17 protein-coding genes, 2 tRNA genes, 1 rRNA gene, 1 pseudogene and 2 other annotated features are annotated in these 17877 nt (G+C 40.4%); of the genes and pseudogenes, 7 read left to right on the top strand and 14 right to left on the bottom strand.

Going from position 1 to position 17877, the window contains the following annotated elements; all coding sequences use genetic code 11:
• Window positions 1–66: 66 nt before the first annotated feature.
• A pseudogene (locus A3M5_RS26245) lies at window positions 67–138 on the bottom strand (recombinase family protein); the annotation flags it as partial.
• 446 nt (window positions 139–584) lie between these two features.
• Between A3M5_RS26245 and A3M5_RS0119645 the strand changes: the two are divergent.
• From A3M5_RS0119645 to A3M5_RS0119635, 3 genes are all read left to right on the top strand, one after another.
• Window positions 585–1205 (top strand): hypothetical protein, encoded by a 621-nt coding sequence (locus tag A3M5_RS0119645; RefSeq protein ID WP_018395479.1) that lies wholly within the window; start codon window positions 585–587, stop codon window positions 1203–1205.
• A 331-nt stretch (window positions 1206–1536) separates the two neighbouring features.
• On the top strand, window positions 1537–2622 hold the full coding sequence (locus A3M5_RS0119640; protein WP_018395478.1) for a CotH kinase family protein: 1086 nt from the start codon (window positions 1537–1539) through the stop codon (window positions 2620–2622).
• Window positions 2623–2690: 68 nt separating this feature from the next.
• Window positions 2691–3071, top strand: coding sequence for an SET domain-containing protein (locus A3M5_RS0119635; RefSeq protein ID WP_018395477.1), 381 nt, complete (start codon window positions 2691–2693; stop codon window positions 3069–3071).
• Between the two features lie 566 nt (window positions 3072–3637).
• Here A3M5_RS0119635 and A3M5_RS0119630 read toward each other — a convergent pair.
• On the bottom strand, window positions 3638–5137 hold the full coding sequence (locus A3M5_RS0119630) for a malate:quinone oxidoreductase (protein ID WP_018395476.1): 1500 nt from the start codon (window positions 5135–5137) through the stop codon (window positions 3638–3640).
• A 674-nt stretch (window positions 5138–5811) separates the two neighbouring features.
• Here A3M5_RS0119630 and A3M5_RS0119625 point away from each other — a divergent pair.
• Window positions 5812–6111, top strand: coding sequence for a hypothetical protein (locus A3M5_RS0119625; protein ID WP_018395475.1), 300 nt, complete (start codon window positions 5812–5814; stop codon window positions 6109–6111).
• Between the two features lie 457 nt (window positions 6112–6568).
• Here the strand turns inward: A3M5_RS0119625 and groL are convergent, their stop codons facing one another.
• Window positions 6569–8194 (bottom strand): chaperonin GroEL, encoded by a 1626-nt coding sequence (gene groL, locus A3M5_RS0119620; RefSeq protein WP_018395474.1) that lies wholly within the window; start codon window positions 8192–8194, stop codon window positions 6569–6571.
• A gap of 51 nt (window positions 8195–8245) precedes the next feature.
• Entirely contained in the window at window positions 8246–8530 is a 285-nt protein-coding gene (gene groES / locus A3M5_RS0119615; protein ID WP_018395473.1) for a co-chaperone GroES, read from the bottom strand.
• Between the two features lie 209 nt (window positions 8531–8739).
• On the opposite strand from groES, the gene A3M5_RS0119610 reads away from it, so the two are divergent.
• Window positions 8740–9477, top strand: a complete 738-nt coding sequence (locus A3M5_RS0119610) for a CPBP family intramembrane glutamic endopeptidase (protein WP_018395472.1) — start codon at window positions 8740–8742, stop codon at window positions 9475–9477.
• 9 nt (window positions 9478–9486) lie between these two features.
• Window positions 9487–9687, top strand: coding sequence for a YdiK family protein (locus A3M5_RS0119605; protein ID WP_034288606.1), 201 nt, complete (start codon window positions 9487–9489; stop codon window positions 9685–9687).
• 15 nt (window positions 9688–9702) lie between these two features.
• Here A3M5_RS0119605 and tatC read toward each other — a convergent pair whose 3' ends face one another.
• The 3 genes from tatC to A3M5_RS0119590 are packed head-to-tail and all read right to left on the bottom strand — an operon-like array spanning window position 9703 to window position 11369.
• Entirely contained in the window at window positions 9703–10464 is a 762-nt protein-coding gene (gene tatC / locus A3M5_RS0119600; protein WP_018395470.1) for a twin-arginine translocase subunit TatC, read from the bottom strand.
• Between the two features lie 18 nt (window positions 10465–10482).
• A complete protein-coding gene (gene tatAY / locus A3M5_RS0119595; RefSeq protein ID WP_018395469.1) occupies window positions 10483–10659 on the bottom strand; it encodes a sec-independent protein translocase protein TatAY in 177 nt (58 codons plus the stop codon).
• A 56-nt stretch (window positions 10660–10715) separates the two neighbouring features.
• Entirely contained in the window at window positions 10716–11369 is a 654-nt protein-coding gene (locus A3M5_RS0119590) for a redox-sensing transcriptional repressor Rex (RefSeq protein WP_018395468.1), read from the bottom strand.
• 147 nt (window positions 11370–11516) lie between these two features.
• Between A3M5_RS0119590 and A3M5_RS0119585 the strand changes: the two genes are divergently transcribed.
• Window positions 11517–13445, top strand: coding sequence for an ABC-F family ATP-binding cassette domain-containing protein (locus A3M5_RS0119585; protein ID WP_018395467.1), 1929 nt, complete (start codon window positions 11517–11519; stop codon window positions 13443–13445).
• A 166-nt stretch (window positions 13446–13611) separates the two neighbouring features.
• On the opposite strand, the gene tsaD is transcribed toward A3M5_RS0119585, so the two are convergent.
• From tsaD to rrf, 7 genes are all read right to left on the bottom strand, one after another.
• Window positions 13612–14631 carry a tRNA (adenosine(37)-N6)-threonylcarbamoyltransferase complex transferase subunit TsaD gene (tsaD, locus tag A3M5_RS0119580; RefSeq protein ID WP_018395466.1) on the bottom strand — a complete coding sequence of 340 codons (1020 nt, stop codon included), beginning with the start codon at window positions 14629–14631 and terminating at the stop codon, window positions 13612–13614.
• Window positions 14631–15077 carry a ribosomal protein S18-alanine N-acetyltransferase gene (gene rimI, locus A3M5_RS0119575; RefSeq protein ID WP_018395465.1) on the bottom strand — a complete coding sequence of 149 codons (447 nt, stop codon included), beginning with the start codon at window positions 15075–15077 and terminating at the stop codon, window positions 14631–14633. The genes tsaD and rimI overlap by 1 nt, the downstream gene beginning before the upstream one ends.
• The gene (gene tsaB / locus A3M5_RS0119570; protein ID WP_018395464.1) at window positions 15070–15777 is read right to left on the bottom strand and encodes a tRNA (adenosine(37)-N6)-threonylcarbamoyltransferase complex dimerization subunit type 1 TsaB; all 708 of its coding nucleotides are present in this window, start codon (window positions 15775–15777) and stop codon (window positions 15070–15072) included. The genes rimI and tsaB overlap by 8 nt, the downstream gene beginning before the upstream one ends.
• Window positions 15758–16240 (bottom strand): tRNA (adenosine(37)-N6)-threonylcarbamoyltransferase complex ATPase subunit type 1 TsaE, encoded by a 483-nt coding sequence (gene tsaE, locus A3M5_RS0119565; protein ID WP_018395463.1) that lies wholly within the window; start codon window positions 16238–16240, stop codon window positions 15758–15760. The genes tsaB and tsaE overlap by 20 nt, the downstream gene beginning before the upstream one ends.
• Before the next feature lie 112 nt (window positions 16241–16352).
• Window positions 16353–16429: transfer RNA gene (locus tag A3M5_RS0119560), tRNA-Asp, on the bottom strand.
• 4 nt (window positions 16430–16433) lie between these two features.
• Window positions 16434–16507 (bottom strand) — tRNA-Met (locus A3M5_RS0119555).
• A 97-nt stretch (window positions 16508–16604) separates the two neighbouring features.
• A 5S ribosomal RNA gene (gene rrf / locus A3M5_RS0119550) occupies window positions 16605–16720 on the bottom strand.
• A gap of 145 nt (window positions 16721–16865) precedes the next feature.
• Window positions 16866–17734: a sequence feature (23S ribosomal RNA rRNA prediction is too short), on the bottom strand.
• Window positions 17735–17790: 56 nt separating this feature from the next.
• Window positions 17791–17847 (bottom strand) — a sequence feature (23S ribosomal RNA rRNA prediction is too short).
• Window positions 17848–17877: the final 30 nt, after the last annotated feature.

Here is a 17877-nt window from a genome sequence, read left to right as displayed (position 1 = left end):
TAACTGGGCAACGTACCTAATCTTTGAACTTATTCCGAAAGAAGTCTCCTACTTCTAAGCGTGAAGCTCATCAAATCCCAATTTTTTCATGGCCTCCAGCTGTCGTCCTTCATTTTGATCTTTGCTGCTGACTCGTATGTATCCAAATTTTCAAACGTCGATCATCTTTCTCCTTTTACAGAGCGTCTGTTCTTTTGTTATATCAAAGCGTTCGTAAAGTGATTTTAGACTTAAAAGAACGCGAAAATCGATGTTTTTTGCATAGTCTATTCAAGTGAGATAAACCCTTACGTGTATCAACCCTTTTAAGCCCTCATATTTATTCTGAGTGCTTAGACAAATTATTTTTTTTGATTACCTCGTTTGTAGAACCCAGATCCAACATCTAAAATTCCTCGTCATTTTACCACCTCTTTTATGATAAAATATTCCTTTTTTTAAAAAAAATATTGAATAAGTGCTCCTTTGGTTCATATTTGTGACCAACTGAATACACTGTATTTGTATTCACTTAATCCGTTGGTTCATATTTGTAACCAATTGAATACACTGTATTTGTATTCACTTAAATGGGAGGGATATTTGTGGGAGAATTTGGAACCGATGAAAGAAAGAACATGACCACTGGTTGCACTACAACTGATTGTAGTTGTACTACAACCGATGAAACGACTACTGGTTGTAGTTGTACTACAACCGGTGAAACAACTACTGATTGTACTACAACCAGTAAAACAACTACTGATTGTCATAAGAAAAAGAAAAAAAAGAAAAAGAAAAAGAAAAACCGGACGACTACTGATTGTACTACAACGGATGAAACATCAACTGATTGTCATAAGAAAAAGAAAAAAAAGAAAAAGAAAAAGAAAAACCGGACGACTACTGATTGTACTACAACAGATGAAACATCAACTGATTGTACTACAACTGATTCTCATAAGAAAAAAAAGAAAAAGAAAAAGAAAAAGAAAAACCGGACGACTACTGATTGTACTACAACGGATGAAACATCAACTGGTAAAAAGTCAACTGGTAAAAAATCATCCGGTAAAAAATCATCCGGTAAAAAGTCAACTGGTAAAAAATCATCCGGTAAAAAATCATCCGGTAAAAAATCATCCGGTAAAAAATCAACTGGTAAACGTAAAGGAAAAGGTCCTAAAGGAAAAGGTCCTAAGGGAAAAGGTCCTAAAGGAAGATAATAACAGAAAATATAAAGCAAACAGATACTTCCGCTTGATTAAGCGGAAGTATTTAATTCTTAAATAGGACATCAAAAGATCATCCAAAAAAGTGAGTGCAATACTAAATTTGATTTGAGATCATCTAAATAGAAAAACCTCTTCAAGATTAAACAACTAAATATTGTATAAAATTTAAAACCAAGGACACAATCCCTAGGTTTTTATTTGTAGATAATAAATTAAGTTTATGTCCTTCATTCTTCAATAGCTGCTTACAATGGTGATATTAACAGTGAAAAAAGATAATACGTGAGCGCATCGGTGTTATCAAAGAAAGGACAGAGAGTATATGTCTTATCTAATTCCATCTTATTTTTTGATAATCGAAGAAAGTAATCTAGATGATCTAAGGAGCGATATATGGAGTGATACTCCTGTTTCCGCCTATTTAAAAGTGAAAAACATCACCTATACTATTGACATTGCCTACCGGGGATCCTATACGCGGAAATTTCGCAAAAGATCTTTCCGGATTGAGTTCATCAATCCAAATAGATGTTCCGGGGACCGCATAATTCATCTCAATGCAGAATATAGGGACCCGTCCCTTATGCGAAATAAACTTTCTTTTGATTTTTTCCAGGATCTTGGTGTTCTATCACCAAATAGTCATCATATAAATTTAACGCGAAATGGCTCTTTTAAAGGGGTCTATTTGCAATTGGAATCCGTAGATGATTTGTTCTTGAAAAAGAGGGGCCTTCCTTCGGGTCCTATTTATTATGCGGTCAACAATAATGCTAATTTTTCTCTAACAAGAGATAAGAAGAAAAAAAAGTCACTGCTTTCGGGGTATAGACGAGTGTTAGGAACCAAATCAGACGATGATCTCCTTCATGAATTGATATACAAAATCAATACTACTTCCTTATCTGATTTTCCTAATGAAATTCCCCACCATCTCAATATTGATACTTTTTTACGCTGGCTCGTTGGAGCTGTTTGCACAATGAATAATGACGGGTTTACTCATAACTATGCGCTGTACCGGAATAATGAAACTGGTTTGTTCGAAATTATTCCTTGGGACTACGATGCAACATGGGGACGAAAAGTCGACGGTGGACTCATGAAGCACAATTACGTTCCTATTAAAGGAAAGAAGGACAACCATCTTTGCCGTCTTCTCCTGAAAGTACCAGAATTCCGTAAACTTTACCGCAACATATTGGAAGAAACTTTGGAAACTAAGTTTACAGTCAAATACTTAGAGAATAAGGTGATTTCGCTCCATGAGTCCCTTCGGCCACACATTCTTCTAGATCCTTATAAAAAGAAAACGATTGATACATTCGATGAAGAACCTGAGTTTATCTTTCAATTCATTCGGAAACGCAACAGCTATTTAAAAAAGCGTCTAAATAAACTTGACTAGAAGAATAATCGTCATCTCGATCTTGCCACTCGGGAAGCGTTTGAGCATTCGGAAAGGGGTAAACAACTTTGGATTTATTATGCATAAAAGATAGTGGAAAGTACGGTAGAGGGATATATGCTACACGTGATATTAAAACAGGTAAATGTATTGAAGTGTCACCTGTTATAGTATCACCCCCAACCGAATGGAAGTATCTGAAGAAGACGGTACTTTCTGAATACTACTTCACTTGGGGTGAAAATTACGAGCATAAAGCGCTTGCTCTGGGATATGGGTCGCTATTTAATCATTCATATACTCCGAATGCGACGTTTGTTTATAAACCAGATATTTTATCGATAGCATTTTTTACAATATCTGATATTAAGAAGGGTGAGGAAATCACTATAAATTACAACTGGTACCCTGAAGATAAATCCCCATTATGGTTTGATGTAATTGATTAACAAGTGATGTGGCTAATAAACAGGATAGCGCAATCGCTAAAGGAGTCTCCAGGGGCCAAATAGATATTACTTGCTTCATCAAGAGCCCAAAAAGCAAACCGGATAATCTTTAGCTGATTCAGTAAAAAGGAATCAAAAAAGCATTATGAGGAAAAGGCCTCCCATCAGTTCAATTATACTGATGGGAGGCCTTTAACTTTAAAGTTATTTACATGTTAAGTGAGCATTTATTTCTAAATACACCGCAAATCCTTATACATCTAGGATTTTAGTTCTTCTTACTTACTTTTAGAGTTTACCATCACTTGTGATACGGTTCTCCGTAGCCTCTCTAACTGCGAATTTTTAAAAAAAGAACCTTCAATCTATAGATAGATCAAAGATTCTATGTGTTATTTTTAATGATATTCTATTATTTACTCAATTCTTTAAGTAAATTTTTTATTGTATCTCTGTTTTTTTAATCATTGCCTTTTCAATCTCTTCATCATAGAAACGATTGTCCATTGATGAAAAATGTTGCTTAAACTTTTTCATTAAATACCTTTGTTTCTACATCCAAAGAATTAACTATAAACTAGCTCTTTTTCACTTAGAGCAAGCGTCTCTGCTGTTGAAGTATGAATTTCGTGCAGAAGCTCTGGATTTTCCATTAGTGACACGCCATAAGAAGAAATCATTTCTTTGATTTTTGGTTCCCACTCATTCATATGTTGCGGGAAGCATTTTTTAATTATCTCGAGCATAACGTGAACAGCAGTAGAAGCACCTGGAGAAGCACCTAGTAATGCTGCAATCGAGCCATCAGCTGCAGTAATAACTTCGGTACCAAATTGAAGCGTTCCTTTGCCGCCTTCAGCCGTATCTTTGATAACTTGTACACGTTGGCCTGCTACTACTAAATCCCAATCCTCGCTCTTAGCGTTCGGGATAAACTCTCGCAACTCTTCCATACGCTGTTCTTTCGATAACATAACCTGCTGGATCAGGTATTTTGTCAATGACATTTCTTTTGCGCCTGCTGCCAACATCGTTAAGACATTATTTGGTTTTACGGAAGTTACTAAATCGAACATTGAACCTGTTTTTAAGAACTTTGGTGAGAAGCCGGCAAACGGTCCAAATAGTAACGATTTTTTATTGTCGATATATCTTGTGTCAAGATGCGGAACAGACATTGGAGGAGCTCCAACCTTAGCTTTGCCATATACTTTTCCATGATGCTGCGCTATAACTTCCGGATTATTACATACCATAAATATTCCGCTTACTGGGAATCCGCCAATATGTTTTCCTTCCGGAATACCGGATTTTTGCAGTAAATGCAGGCTTCCTCCCCCGCCTCCAATAAAGACGAATTTTGCAGTATGGCGTTCGACGTTACCGCTGTCGTTTCGTACTTTCAATTCCCACGAGCCATCGCTAGTGCGTTTAATATTATCAACACTATGTTTGTATTTGATATCGACATTTTTATTCTTTAAGTGGTCAAACAACATGCATGTTAAAGCACCAAAGTTAACGTCTGTACCAGAGTCGATTTTTGTTGCCGCAATAGGGTCATTCAATGGACGGTTTTGCATAATAAGCGGAATCCATTCCATCAGTTTTTCCGGGTTATCGGAAAATTCCATGCCTTTAAACAAGGGATTGTTTGAAAGCGCCTCAAAACGCTTCTTTAAAAACGCTATATTTTTTTCTCCTTGTACCATACTCATATGAGGCAATGGCATGATAAAGTCCTGCGGATTATTAATTAGCTTACTTTTTACAAGATAAGCCCAAAACTGCATTGAAACTTGGAACTGTTCATTAATTTTAATAGCTTTGTTAATATCTATAGATCCGTCTGGTTTTTCAACAGTATAGTTAAGCTCACACAGTGCCGCATGCCCTGTTCCCGCATTATTCCATTCGTTAGAGCTTTCCTCTCCTGCGTTTTCGAGCTTCTCAAACACTGTAATTTCCCATTCCGGTACTAACTCTTTCAGGAGCGTACCTAAAGTCGCACTCATGATTCCAGTGCCAATTAAGATGACGTCTGTTTTAGTTTTTCCATTGCTCATTTTTACCATCCCTATACCCTAAAATTTGCAGAAAGGATGCAGGCGCTCCGGCTTAGGCGTCACACACCTTTTCTGTTTCAATTATAACTATATCATAGTGTATTACAATTATTTATAGATTAAAATATCTACTATTATCTAATATTTATAAGCTATTTACAAGCTGGTAAAAAGTGAGAATTCCGTCCACAAGTCCCTAGGAACACACAAAAACCAAGGCCTTAACCCAGCTTCTTGCAAGGATTAAGGCTTTGGTTTGCGGTTACCAGTGAACCGCCACCATCTAATTTTCGCCGTTACTTGTGGTACGGTTCACCGTAACGGTAAACAAGGTAAGTTAAAAGATTTTGTTTTCTTATAAAAGAAGAATAAAACTAGAAATAAAAATTATGACAGGACTTTTCTAAACAAGTAATAGAATTGTTGCTTCTGCATTCGGCTATGGCATGGTTCTGAAAATGTATTCTGTATAAAAAATTATTTACCTAAAATAAGCAATAATGAAATGGGGTTGTTACTCCTTTGGTTTTGACGCAGTCCTGTTATCTTCTTTTAATAAAAATAAGTTGTTATGTAACTGTATAGAAAAGAAAATGCAACGATAAATTGATAAACTTATAAGAAAAGCTTTTTGATTAGTATACATAATGAAGTTGAATAAAGGGAGATGAACCATGGAGGCGCATGTAAAGAAGTCTTTAGAAGAATGGAAAGAAGAAATTTGTGGTTTATTACATGAAATAGATAAAGAATATGAAGAAGTAAAACGTGAGCTTCAGGTTTATTCCTATAAATTCAGCATCACTAAACAGGTTGTACAATCTACAATCAATGATGAGATTATCCGCAATATCCGTGAACTTTATCATAAGCCATTTGAACAAAGATTTAACCAATTGAAAGAAGAAATAAAAGACCTGGAAGAAAAGAAAAAAGTGTTTCAGATGTTTGTAGATAAAATTGATAAAGTATAAGAAAAAGAAGAAGTAAAACCATATGCATCTGCTCAATAGTCCGAAGGTAAGCAGCGCAATAAAGAGTGAAGTTTATAGGACGGATAATAGATTAGCCTCCCTTTAGAACATGTTTCCTAAGGGGAGGCTTTTACATGTAAAACCCATTAGGCTTTGTTAAAACAAAAAATCAGACAATGATAAACAGATTGTTACTGTATGCTGCCTTCTGAAGATAAATAACTTTTTTATAGGGACACATAATGATTCTAATTACCGAACATGGCTATACGTAATGTCTTCAACGTTTACTACTTGGTTCTCAATGCAATAATACGCAAATTTTAACAACACAAAAAACCACTCCCTAATTTTTATAGGAAGTGGTTATTGCTATTGATATAAATTATTTACATGACTACTTCTCAAAATGGGGGAAAATAGTTTTTACTATTTTCAAATGCAGGGCTTAAAAGCCTTACATCATGCCGCCCATGCCGCCCATATCAGGCATTGATGGCATACCGCCGCCTTCTTCTGGCTTGTCCGCTACAACTGCTTCAGTTGTTAAGAACATGGCTGCAACAGATGTTGCATTTTGAAGTGCTGAACGTGTTACTTTCGTTGGGTCTACGATACCCGTTTCGATCATGTTTACCCACTCGCCAGTTGCCGCGTTGAAGCCGATACCGAGTTCTTCTCGTTTCAGGCGTTCCACAATAACGGAACCTTCAAGACCTGCATTGTGCGCGATTTGACGAACTGGTTCTTCAAGAGCGCGGAGTACAATTTTCACACCTGTTGCAAAATCGCCTTCGCCTTCTACTTCAGCTACTTTATTGTATACATTCACAAGTGCTGTACCACCACCGGATACGATGCCTTCTTCAACAGCTGCACGTGTTGCATTCAAAGCATCTTCAATGCGAAGTTTGCGCTCTTTTAGTTCTGTTTCTGTTGCCGCTCCAACTTTGATGACAGCAACACCGCCAGCAAGTTTCGCTAGACGCTCTTGCAATTTTTCGCGATCGAATTCAGACGTTGTATCTTCAAGCTGCGCACGGATTTGGCTTACGCGGCCTTGAATGTTTTGAGACTCGCCCGCACCTTCAACGATTGTTGTGTTTTCTTTCGATACTACAACTTTCGATGCACGGCCAAGTTGTGTAATATCCGTTGATTTCAAGTCAAGACCAAGCTCTTCTGTAATGACTTCAGCACCAGTTAAAATCGCAATGTCTTCAAGCATCGCTTTACGACGGTCACCGAATCCAGGTGCTTTAACTGCTACTGCGTTAAATGTACCGCGTAGTTTATTGACAACAAGTGTTGCCAGCGCTTCGCCTTCTACATCTTCGGAAATAAGAAGAAGCGGTTTGCTTTGTTGAACAACTTGCTCAAGAACAGGAAGAATTTCTTGAATGCTTGCAATTTTTTTGTCTGTGATTAAGATATATGGGTTTTCAAGCACTGCTTCCATTTTATCTGAATCAGTAATCATGTAAGGAGAAGCATAACCGCGGTCAAATTGCATACCTTCTACAACATCAAGCTCCGTCGTGAAGCCTTTTGACTCTTCGATTGTAATAACACCGTCATTTCCAACGCGCTCCATTGCCTCAGCAATAAGTTGTCCCACTTCTTCATCGCCAGAAGAAATCGCTGCAACTTGAGCAATCGACTCTTTTCCTTCGATTGGTTTTGAAATGACTTTTAGTGATTCAAGCGCTGTTGCGACTGCTTTGTCCATTCCTTTACGAATGCCGACAGGGTTTGCACCAGCTGTTACGTTTTTCAAACCTTCACGGATCATCGCTTGCGCAAGAACCGTTGCAGTCGTTGTACCGTCACCAGCAACATCATTTGTTTTGCTTGCTACTTCTGCAACCAATTTTGCACCCATATTTTCGAATGCATCTTCAAGTTCGATTTCTTTTGCGATTGTTACACCGTCATTTGTAATAAGCGGCGAACCGAATTTTTTCTCAAGAACGACGTTACGTCCTTTTGGTCCAAGCGTTACTTTAACTGCATCTGCAAGCTTGTCTACACCAGCAAGCATCGCGCGGCGTGCATCTTCACTAAATTTAATATCTTTAGCCATTTTAAAGTGCCTCCTCTAAATTTTATATTTATATGTTTTTATGTGTAATGATTAGCCGATAACAGCTAAAATATCGTTTTCGCGCAACAATAAATATTCCACGCCTTCGTATTTTACTTCTGTACCTGCGTATTTTGAGAAGATGATGCGATCGCCTTCAGCTACTTCAAGTGCTACACGCTCGCCGCTTTCTAGAACACGTCCTGTTCCAACTGCCACAACTTTGCCTTCCTGCGGTTTTTCTTTCGCAGAATCAGGAAGTACAATTCCGCTGGCCGTTTTTTCTTCAGATTCTACTAGTTCGATTACTACGCGGTCACCTAGTGGTTTTAACAAGTGAAACCCTCCTCAAAAAATAGATAATTAAATTTTATTAGCACTCTACTCAGACGAGTGCTAACACAACTATTATAATAAATGAAATTGGCTTTCTTTTGCAAGTGTAAAGCAAAAAAATTTTCAAACAGAGCGAGACTGCTTATTTGAAGGGCTCCATCTTTATTAGTACAATGAATAGTAAGTGAATCGAATAAAGGAGTTTTTATGTGAAAAAAGAATATGGGTTTATTTTAATTACGTACATTTTAATGCAATTTTCCGGTTATATTGGTATTCCTCTTCTTTTTAAGTTCGGTGTTTCGACCGGCGTGGAACAGAATGAGATGGAGATGCTGGCTATAGGTTATTGGACAGTGATTAGTTTCGCCCTTGCGACAGTCATCATTCTACTTATTTTGCGAAAATCTGCGTATGTAAATAAAATTGAAAACCAGATATCACTATCTACTGGAAAATTAATTTTCTGGTCAATCACCGGCGTTTTTCTAGCGTTTTCTGCGCAATATGCGGCGATCATCATTGAAACAGCGCTCGGTATTGGGCAAGGCTCTGAAAATACGCAAGACATTATTCAACTCGTTGAATGGGTTCCGCTTACAATGCTGTCCGTCGCCCTATTCGGTCCGATTTTGGAAGAAATCGTGTTCCGGAAAATTTTATTCGGCTCATTATATGAACGGATTCCTTTTTTCTTCGCCGCACTCATTAGTGCATTTATATTCTCTATTGCACACAGAGAATTAGAGCATTTTTTATTATATGCGGCAATGGGATTTACATTCGCATTTCTTTACGTAAAAACAAAGAGATTAATCGTACCTATTGTGGCGCATGTATCAATGAACTCAATCGTTGTACTGATGCAGTACGTATTTGCGGATGATATTGAAAAAATGATCAAGAAAGCTGAACAAGCGCAACAATTTATTTTGTGGTTTTCGTAAGGAGGTATAATGATGAGACAGTCACCACTAGCTGCAGGGATTTTTTATAATATACTCGGCGGATTTTTCGTGTTTCTAGCCGTACAGGACGTAAATGTGAATGGCTTCAGGTTTTTCAACTATGTGCTTATTTTGCTGGCGACATTCGATATCGGCACTGGTCTCCGGTTAATGTTGATTCACTTCAAAGTAAAAAACAGCCAGAATTAATAAAATCCGCCCAGTTTATTGGGCGGATTCTTCTTGTTCAAGTGTAGCACGGGCTTCTGCCTGCTGCACTTTTTTATAGCCAATTTTCGAAACAAAAATACTCACTTCATATAAAAGAAATAATGGAACACTCACCATCATATGTGAAATGATATCCGGTGGAGTAATGAGTGCCGCAATGACGAGTAAGACAAAATACGCATAGCGGCGAATCTGACTTAAAAATTGTGGCGTGATAATGCCTAACCGTGTCAAAAACAGCGTCACAACTGGAAGCTGAAATAAAAACCCAAATGGAATCGTCGTCTGAAATAAAAATTGGAAATATTCATTAATGCCAATGACCTGTTCAATATTCAAATCGCCGGACAGTTTCATCATAAAATGAATAATGTACGGAAATAAAATGAAATATGAAAAAGCGAGTCCCCCTAAAAACAGAAGAACCGATGCGGGGATGTAACTAAGCGTCGCTCTCCGCTCTTTCTCATGCAGACCGGGACTGACAAATGCCCACAATTGATACAAAATGACTGGCGATGTCAAAATAATCCCTATTACAAACGCCATTTGAAAATAAATCTTTAGCGGATCAGTTACCCGAAATGCGTTCATCGACAGCGCCGCCGCTTCATCTGCATGCTGCAAATAGTGGATGATTGGCTTTGCAAGAAAAAGCCCTCCAATGGCAGCAATGAAAAAGAAAACGACGACAATCATAAGCCGTTTCCTGAATTCTTCCAGGTGTTCATATATCGTCATGTCTTGTAGACTCATTTATCATTCATCCTAACATCACTTGGACTCTTTCTTGTCCTCTTTTCGATCATCATCATCCGTTAATCCTTTTGTTGAACTTTTAAATTCTCTCAATGTATCACCGGCTGCTCGTCCGAGTTCCGGAAGCTTTTTCGGTCCAAAAATAAGCAATGCTACAGCGCCAATTACGACCATGCTGCCAACACCTATCATTGGCACACACCTCCCTTTTCCTTCATCATAACTGATTTACCCGTTAAATACTATGATCATTTTTCGACAGATTGATCCGGATAATTTTTCAAGAAGTACACGAGCGACTGCAATTCAATCGCCAAATCAATATGATGAACGCGAATAGCTGAAGGCACGTTTAACCGTGCCGGTGTAAAATTCAAAATCCCTTTTATATTTGCCTGGACTAAACGATCCGTAATGGATTGTGCTGCAGACTGTGGAATCGTTAAAATCGCTACCGGCACTTTCAGTTGGGCTAAAGTTTCTTCCAACTCATCCATATGATAAATAGGTACCTCTCCAATAGTTGTCCCGACTTTGCTCTCTTCCACATCAAATGCAACTAGGATCTTCGTGTTATTATTTTTCAAAAAATTATAATTTAAAAATGCCGTCCCTAAATTCCCAACACCGATCAACGCAACATTTGTCAATTCGTCCTGATCGAGCGTTTTGCGAAAAAAGGATAGCAAATAGCTCACATTGTAGCCATATCCTTTTTTGCCAAGCGCACCGAAATAAGAAAAGTCTCTCCGGATCGTAGCCGAATCTACTTTTACTGCTTCACTCAATTCTGCCGATGATACACGCTGCTTGCCTGACGAATGCAAATTTTGAATAAATCGGTAATACAAAGGCAGTCGCTTCGCTGTTGCTTGTGGAATTTTCACCGAATCGCTGTTCATTTTTATCCCCCTTACATGATGCCGCTTCCACATTTCATTTTTTCTTATAGTATAATCATAAATCTTTGTCACCTTTTTCACAAGAACTGCTTCTTTTCCATTGCTCGCTTACTCTTCCTCGAGTAAAGTGAAGGTGAGGTGAAAAACATGATACTTCTTCAAGTACAGCAGCTCTCGAAATATTTTGGAGCTGAACTTATTTTATCGAATATTAAGCTTGAGGTGCAGTCAGGCGATCGGATCGCACTTGTCGGCCGAAATGGTGCGGGCAAATCAACGCTCTTAAAAATCATTGCTGGACAGCTTTCACATGAGTCTGGTGCGATTATAAAACCGAAAGACGTCACCATTGGATATTTGGCGCAAGATACCGGTCTTGAATCGAACCTTTCCATCTGGGATGAAATGAATAGCGTTTTCGACAATCTTCGGGAAATGGAGCAGCAATTGCGAGGTCTCGAAGCGGATATGGCCAATCCAGATGTATATGATGATCCAAAGCTGTACGAGCAGGTGATGACCTCTTACGACCAACTTCAAAATGAGTTTAAAGAAGCTGGCGGTTATCAATATGAAGCAGATTTACGCTCCGTTTTACATGGGTTTAACTTTCAAGATTATGATTACGATACACTTATTTCCACATTAAGCGGTGGACAAAAGACGCGTCTTGCTCTTGCAAAGTTACTGTTAGCAAAACCTAGTATTTTAATTCTTGATGAACCGACGAACCATCTTGATATTGATACGCTTTCCTGGCTCGAACATTACTTACAAGGATACGCCGGCGCAATTTTAATTGTCTCTCATGATCGCTACTTCCTTGATAAGACTGTTAATCAAGTATACGAGATGTCTCGAAACAAAATTCGCAAATACACTGGCAACTACAGTAAATATTTAATTCAAAAAGCTGATCAATACGAGCGGGAAATGAAACAATTTGAAAAACAGCAGGAAGAAACCGCAAAGCTTGAAGCATTTATTCAGCGCAATATCGCCCGTGCTTCTACCACAAAACGGGCGCAAAGCAGACGAAAACAACTTGACCGGATGGACATGATCAAAAGACCAGGTGGTAATGAAAAGCCACCAAGTATGTTGTTTGATATCGACCGGCAAAGCGGCAATGAAGTATTGAAAATTGACAGTGTGTCTATTGGCTATGACGAACAGACAATTGTTTCTGATCTGTCATTTGATGTATTCAGAGGCGAAAGCATCGCGCTCGTCGGTCCAAACGGTGCTGGCAAATCGACTTTGCTGAAATCGATCACCCGTGCATTACCGCTTCTAGCCGGTGAGATCCGACAGGGGGCTGGTGTCGAAATCGGTTATTATGACCAAGAACAGTCTCATTTAAACCGGTCAAAAACGGTACTAGCTGAACTGTGGGACGAGTATCCTGGTACTCAAGAAAAGGATATACGAACGATTCTTGGTACCTTTCTTTTTTCAGGTGATGATGTGTTAAAACCTGTTGCAGCACTGAGTGGTGGTGAAAAAGCCCGTCTTGCACTCGCTAAATTGACGATGCAAAAAGCAAATTTACTTATACTTGATGAGCCGACAAACCATCTTGATCTCGACAGTAAAGAAGTGCTTGAAAATGCATTAATCGATTATCCTGGTACCCTCTTATTCGTCTCTCATGACCGTTATTTTATTAATCGAATCGCCACACAAGTAGTGGAACTTGATAAAACAAAAACAGGTGTCACCGTCTATCTCGGAGATTACGACTATTATGTAGAAAAGAAAAATGAACAGGAAGAACTGGCTGCTCTCGAAACAGTAAATACGATTTCAACCATAGCAAAACCGGCAGCTGCTGATTCGTATAAAACCGATAAAGAGCAGCGAAAACGGGATCGTCAGCGTCTTCGCCGAATTGAAGAAATCGAATCAGAAATTGCTGGCCATGAGGGAATTATAACAGAAGTAGAAGGGTTGCTCTGCCTACCTGAAATATACGAAGATCATTCAAAATCACTGGAATTGCAGCAACAATTGGAACAAGCAAACAGTGCTATTGAATTACTAATGGAAGAATGGGAATCATTGCAGGAAGAATAAACAAAGCACGATGCTATCCACAGCATCGTGTTTTTTTATCCCCATTTCTATTTTATTAAAAAGCTTTTAAAAAAGCTTTCCACAGGACTTATCCACATTGTCCACAGAAATTAACTATTTTTGTCCACATTATCCACAATAAAAAAGACAGGCATCTGCCCGTCTGTTAAAATTCCTCAATATCTAATCCCGGATGACCGTTCATATCCAGCCCATCCCGTTTTCCCTGTTCAAACAAAATAGTCCCTGCCGCTGCAATCATCGCTGCATTATCCGTACAAAGCGATATAGGCGGAATCATGATATCAATGTTCTCTATTTCGCCAAATGCATTCTCAAGTGACGCACGAAGCCCTTTATTAGCCGCCACACCACCAGCTAATAATACTTGCTTCACATCATATTCTTTCGCTGCTCGTACTGTTTTTTCTGTCAGCACGTCCACGACACTCGCTTGAAAACTCGCAGCCAAGTTTTCCGGATTAATCTCCTCACCGCGCTGCTCCGCATTATGAACCGTATTAATAACCGCTGATTTCAATCCGCTAAAACTGAAATCGTATGATCCTTCTTCTAGACGAATGCGCGGCAATGAGTACGTATCCTGTCCTTCAGCTGCCAGCCGATCAATGTGTGGGCCGCCCGGATAAGGTAAACTCAATGTACGGGCTACTTTGTCATACGCCTCGCCAGCTGCATCATCACGCGTCTCGCCGATCACTTCAAATGAGCCATGTTCTTTCATATAGACAAGTTCCGTATGTCCGCCAGAAACAACGAGTGACATAAGCGGGAACGACATCTCCTGAACTAACCGGTTCGCATAAATGTGCCCTGCAATATGATGAACACCAATGAGCGGCAGATCATGTGCAAACGCAATCGCTTTCGCTGCATTGACACCGACTAAAAGTGCCCCGACAAGACCCGGTCCCTTTGTTACTGCAATAGCATCCATGTCCTGAAATGTTAAGCCTGCCCGCTCCAGTGTTTCCTCAAACACGGCAATAATTTGTTCTACGTGATGACGCGATGCAATTTCCGGTACGACGCCACCGAATCGTTTATGGCTTTCAATTTGTGATGAAACGACATTTGCGATAATGTCCGTTCCATTTTTAATAACTGCGGCTGCTGTCTCATCACAGCTCGTCTCAATTCCAAATATAAATATATCTTTTTTCATCATAAATTCACCCACATCACTAAAGCATCTTCTAAATCATCGGTATAATACTGCTTCCGGATTCCACCCGGCTGCAACCCGAATTTTTCATAAAGCGACCGTGCTGGTGTATTACTCACTCTCACTTCTAAAGAAAGTACTTTCCCCCCATGAAGCCTCGCCTCATTGATCACAAAACCGAGCAATTTTTCACCATAATGATTGCCACGATATTCGGGCAAAATCGCAATATTTGTCACCTGTACTTGGTCATATACAATCCACATACCGCAGTAGCCAATCACTTTGCCCTCGATTTCAGCTACATGGTAAAGAGCAAAACTATTTGAGGTAATTTCTCGTTCTAATGCTTCTCTTGACCATGGAACTGTAAAACTAACCAATTCTACTTCATATACTGCAGAAACATCATCCAAAGTCATCTTCCGCACAAAAAACTCACTCATCAGACTTCTCCTTCTTTTCATTCGCTTTACGCCAATTCGCCTCTGCCTCAGCTAGTCGTGCATAGTTCGGCACAACTTGAGACGGATCTTGCTCCATTCCTGATGCAAGTGAAAGAAGAGCAGCAGGACGTGTATATGGAACCGATTTCCCCGCAAATGCTGCAGCACTGCCCATTATCTCTGCTATGACCTGCTCATGTATAATGCTTTCCTGTCCAACAAATAAAACAGGCTCCCCAATCTTAAGAAGCTCCTGACACCAGTCCACAACAGGAACATTCTGATCTTCTTTCACCGATTTCACTAACCCGTTCGACAACCGATACAGTCCCGTGAACACCTGTCCTCTACGTGCATCAAACATTGGGCAAACAAGACCTTCAATTAATGGAGCAGACGCTGCAAGAGACGCCAGCCCAGATACAGCCGTAATAGGAATATGTAACGTCCATGCTAATGTTTTCGCAATCGTGACGCCGATTCGTACACCTGTATAAGAACCCGGTCCATTCGCTACCACAATTTTGTTCAAATCAACTGGTTTCATATCCACCTCACTCATGAGCGCTTCAATGGCCGGCATCACCCTGATCGAGTGATTTTTTTTCACATTTGTTACCTGCTCCGCAAGTATGACATCACCATCAGACAAACCGATCGACAATGTATATGTAGACGTATCAATTGCTAGTATTTTCAAAATCAATCACCTTCTCACTTATTCGATCGTAACGATCACCTTCTATAGTTAAAACTATTTCTCGCTGACCATCAACTCCTGTATGATAAATATTAATTTTTATATATTCATCCGGCAGTTGTCCTTCAATTAAATGTGCCCATTCCACAATCGAAATACCTTCCCCATAAAAGTATTCGTCAAAACCAAGATCTTCTTCTGAATCTGGACCAAGCCGATACACATCCATATGATACAACGGATACTTTCCTTTATATTCTTTAACAATTGTAAATGTTGGGCTATTGACGTTTTTTTTCACGCCTAAAGCAGCCGCAATTCCTTGAGTAAATGTTGTTTTCCCTGCGCCTAGATCTCCTTCAAGCAAGACCACATCACCAGGTACAAGCAACGCAGCAATATGCGCAGCAAAATTTTTCATTTCTTCTGTATTATCAATGATGAATTTATAAGAAGATGTCACAAATATTTACCTTCTTTCCTCGAAAAAAAACCTTAGGATATATGATCCTAAGGTTTCCTATTTTATTATATCGAATATGTTTGAATAAAAAAAGAATTCTTCTTAATAAAAATGGCGGTCCGGACGGGACTCGAACCCGCGACCTCCTGCGTGACAGGCAGGCATTCTAACCAACTGAACTACCGGACCGAGATTGCGGGGGCAGGATTTGAACCTGCGACCTTCGGGTTATGAGCCCGACGAGCTACCGAACTGCTCCACCCCGCGACGATAAAAAATTTCATGAATATCTAAGCTATAGTGCCCCAAATCGGCAATTATAAACTATCAAGACTATGCGGATAAAGAATATCACTTCAGCTTTGCCAGGCGGCGTCCTGCTCTCACAGGGGGAAACCCCCAACTACCATCGGCGCTGAAGAGCTTAACTGCCGTGTTCGGGATGGGAACGGGTGTGACCTCTTCGCTAATGCCACCTGACTATGAAGTTCGAAAGAAAGATGTTCTTTCAAAACTGGATATAAGGGATTCGTATGATACGCATAACACCAAGTGTTGTTTCGTGTTGTCCAGCCCCAGCCAGCCCAAATGGGTCAGCTGGCACTTTTCGTTATTGGTTAAGTCCTCGATCGATTAGTATTCGTCAGCTCCATGTGTCGCCACACTTCCACCCCGAACCTATCTACCTCGTCATCTTCAAGGGATCTTACTTACTTGCGTAATGGGAAATCTCATCTTGAGGGGGGCTTCATGCTTAGATGCTTTCAGCACTTATCCCGTCCGCACGTAGCTACCCAGCGATGCCTCTGGCGAGACAACTGGTACACCAGCGGTGCGTCCATCCCGGTCCTCTCGTACTAAGGACAGCTCCTCTCAAATTTCCTGCGCCCGCGACGGATAGGGACCGAACTGTCTCACGACGTTCTGAACCCAGCTCGCGTACCGCTTTAATGGGCGAACAGCCCAACCCTTGGGACCGACTACAGCCCCAGGATGCGATGAGCCGACATCGAGGTGCCAAACCTCCCCGTCGATGTGGACTCTTGGGGGAGATAAGCCTGTTATCCCCGGGGTAGCTTTTATCCGTTGAGCGATGGCCCTTCCATGCGGAACCACCGGATCACTAAGCCCGACTTTCGTCCCTGCTCGACTTGTAGGTCTCGCAGTCAAGCTCCCTTGTGCCTTTACACTCTGCGAATGATTTCCAACCATTCTGAGGGAACCTTTGGGCGCCTCCGTTACACTTTAGGAGGCGACCGCCCCAGTCAAACTGCCCACCTGACACTGTCTCCCACCCGGATCACGGGTGTGGGTTAGAAGTTCAACACAGTCAGGGCAGTATCCCACCAGCGCCTCCACCGAAGCTGGCGCTCCGGCTTCCAAGGCTCCTGCCTATCCTGTGCAGACTGTGCCAAAATTCAATATCAGGCTGCAGTAAAGCTCCACGGGGTCTTTCCGTCCTGTCGCGGGTAACCTGCATCTTCACAGGTACTATAATTTCACCGAGTCTCTCGTTGAGACAGTGCCCAGATCGTTGCGCCTTTCGTGCGGGTCGGAACTTACCCGACAAGGAATTTCGCTACCTTAGGACCGTTATAGTTACGGCCGCCGTTTACTGGGGCTTCAATTCAGACCTT

It is taken from the genome of Bacillus sp. 37MA, assembly GCF_000372765.1.
GTDB lineage: Bacteria > Bacillota > Bacilli > Bacillales > Domibacillaceae > Domibacillus > Domibacillus aminovorans.
Note: the sequence above shows the minus strand (reverse complement) of the source record. Positions and strands in the feature narration are given on the sequence as shown.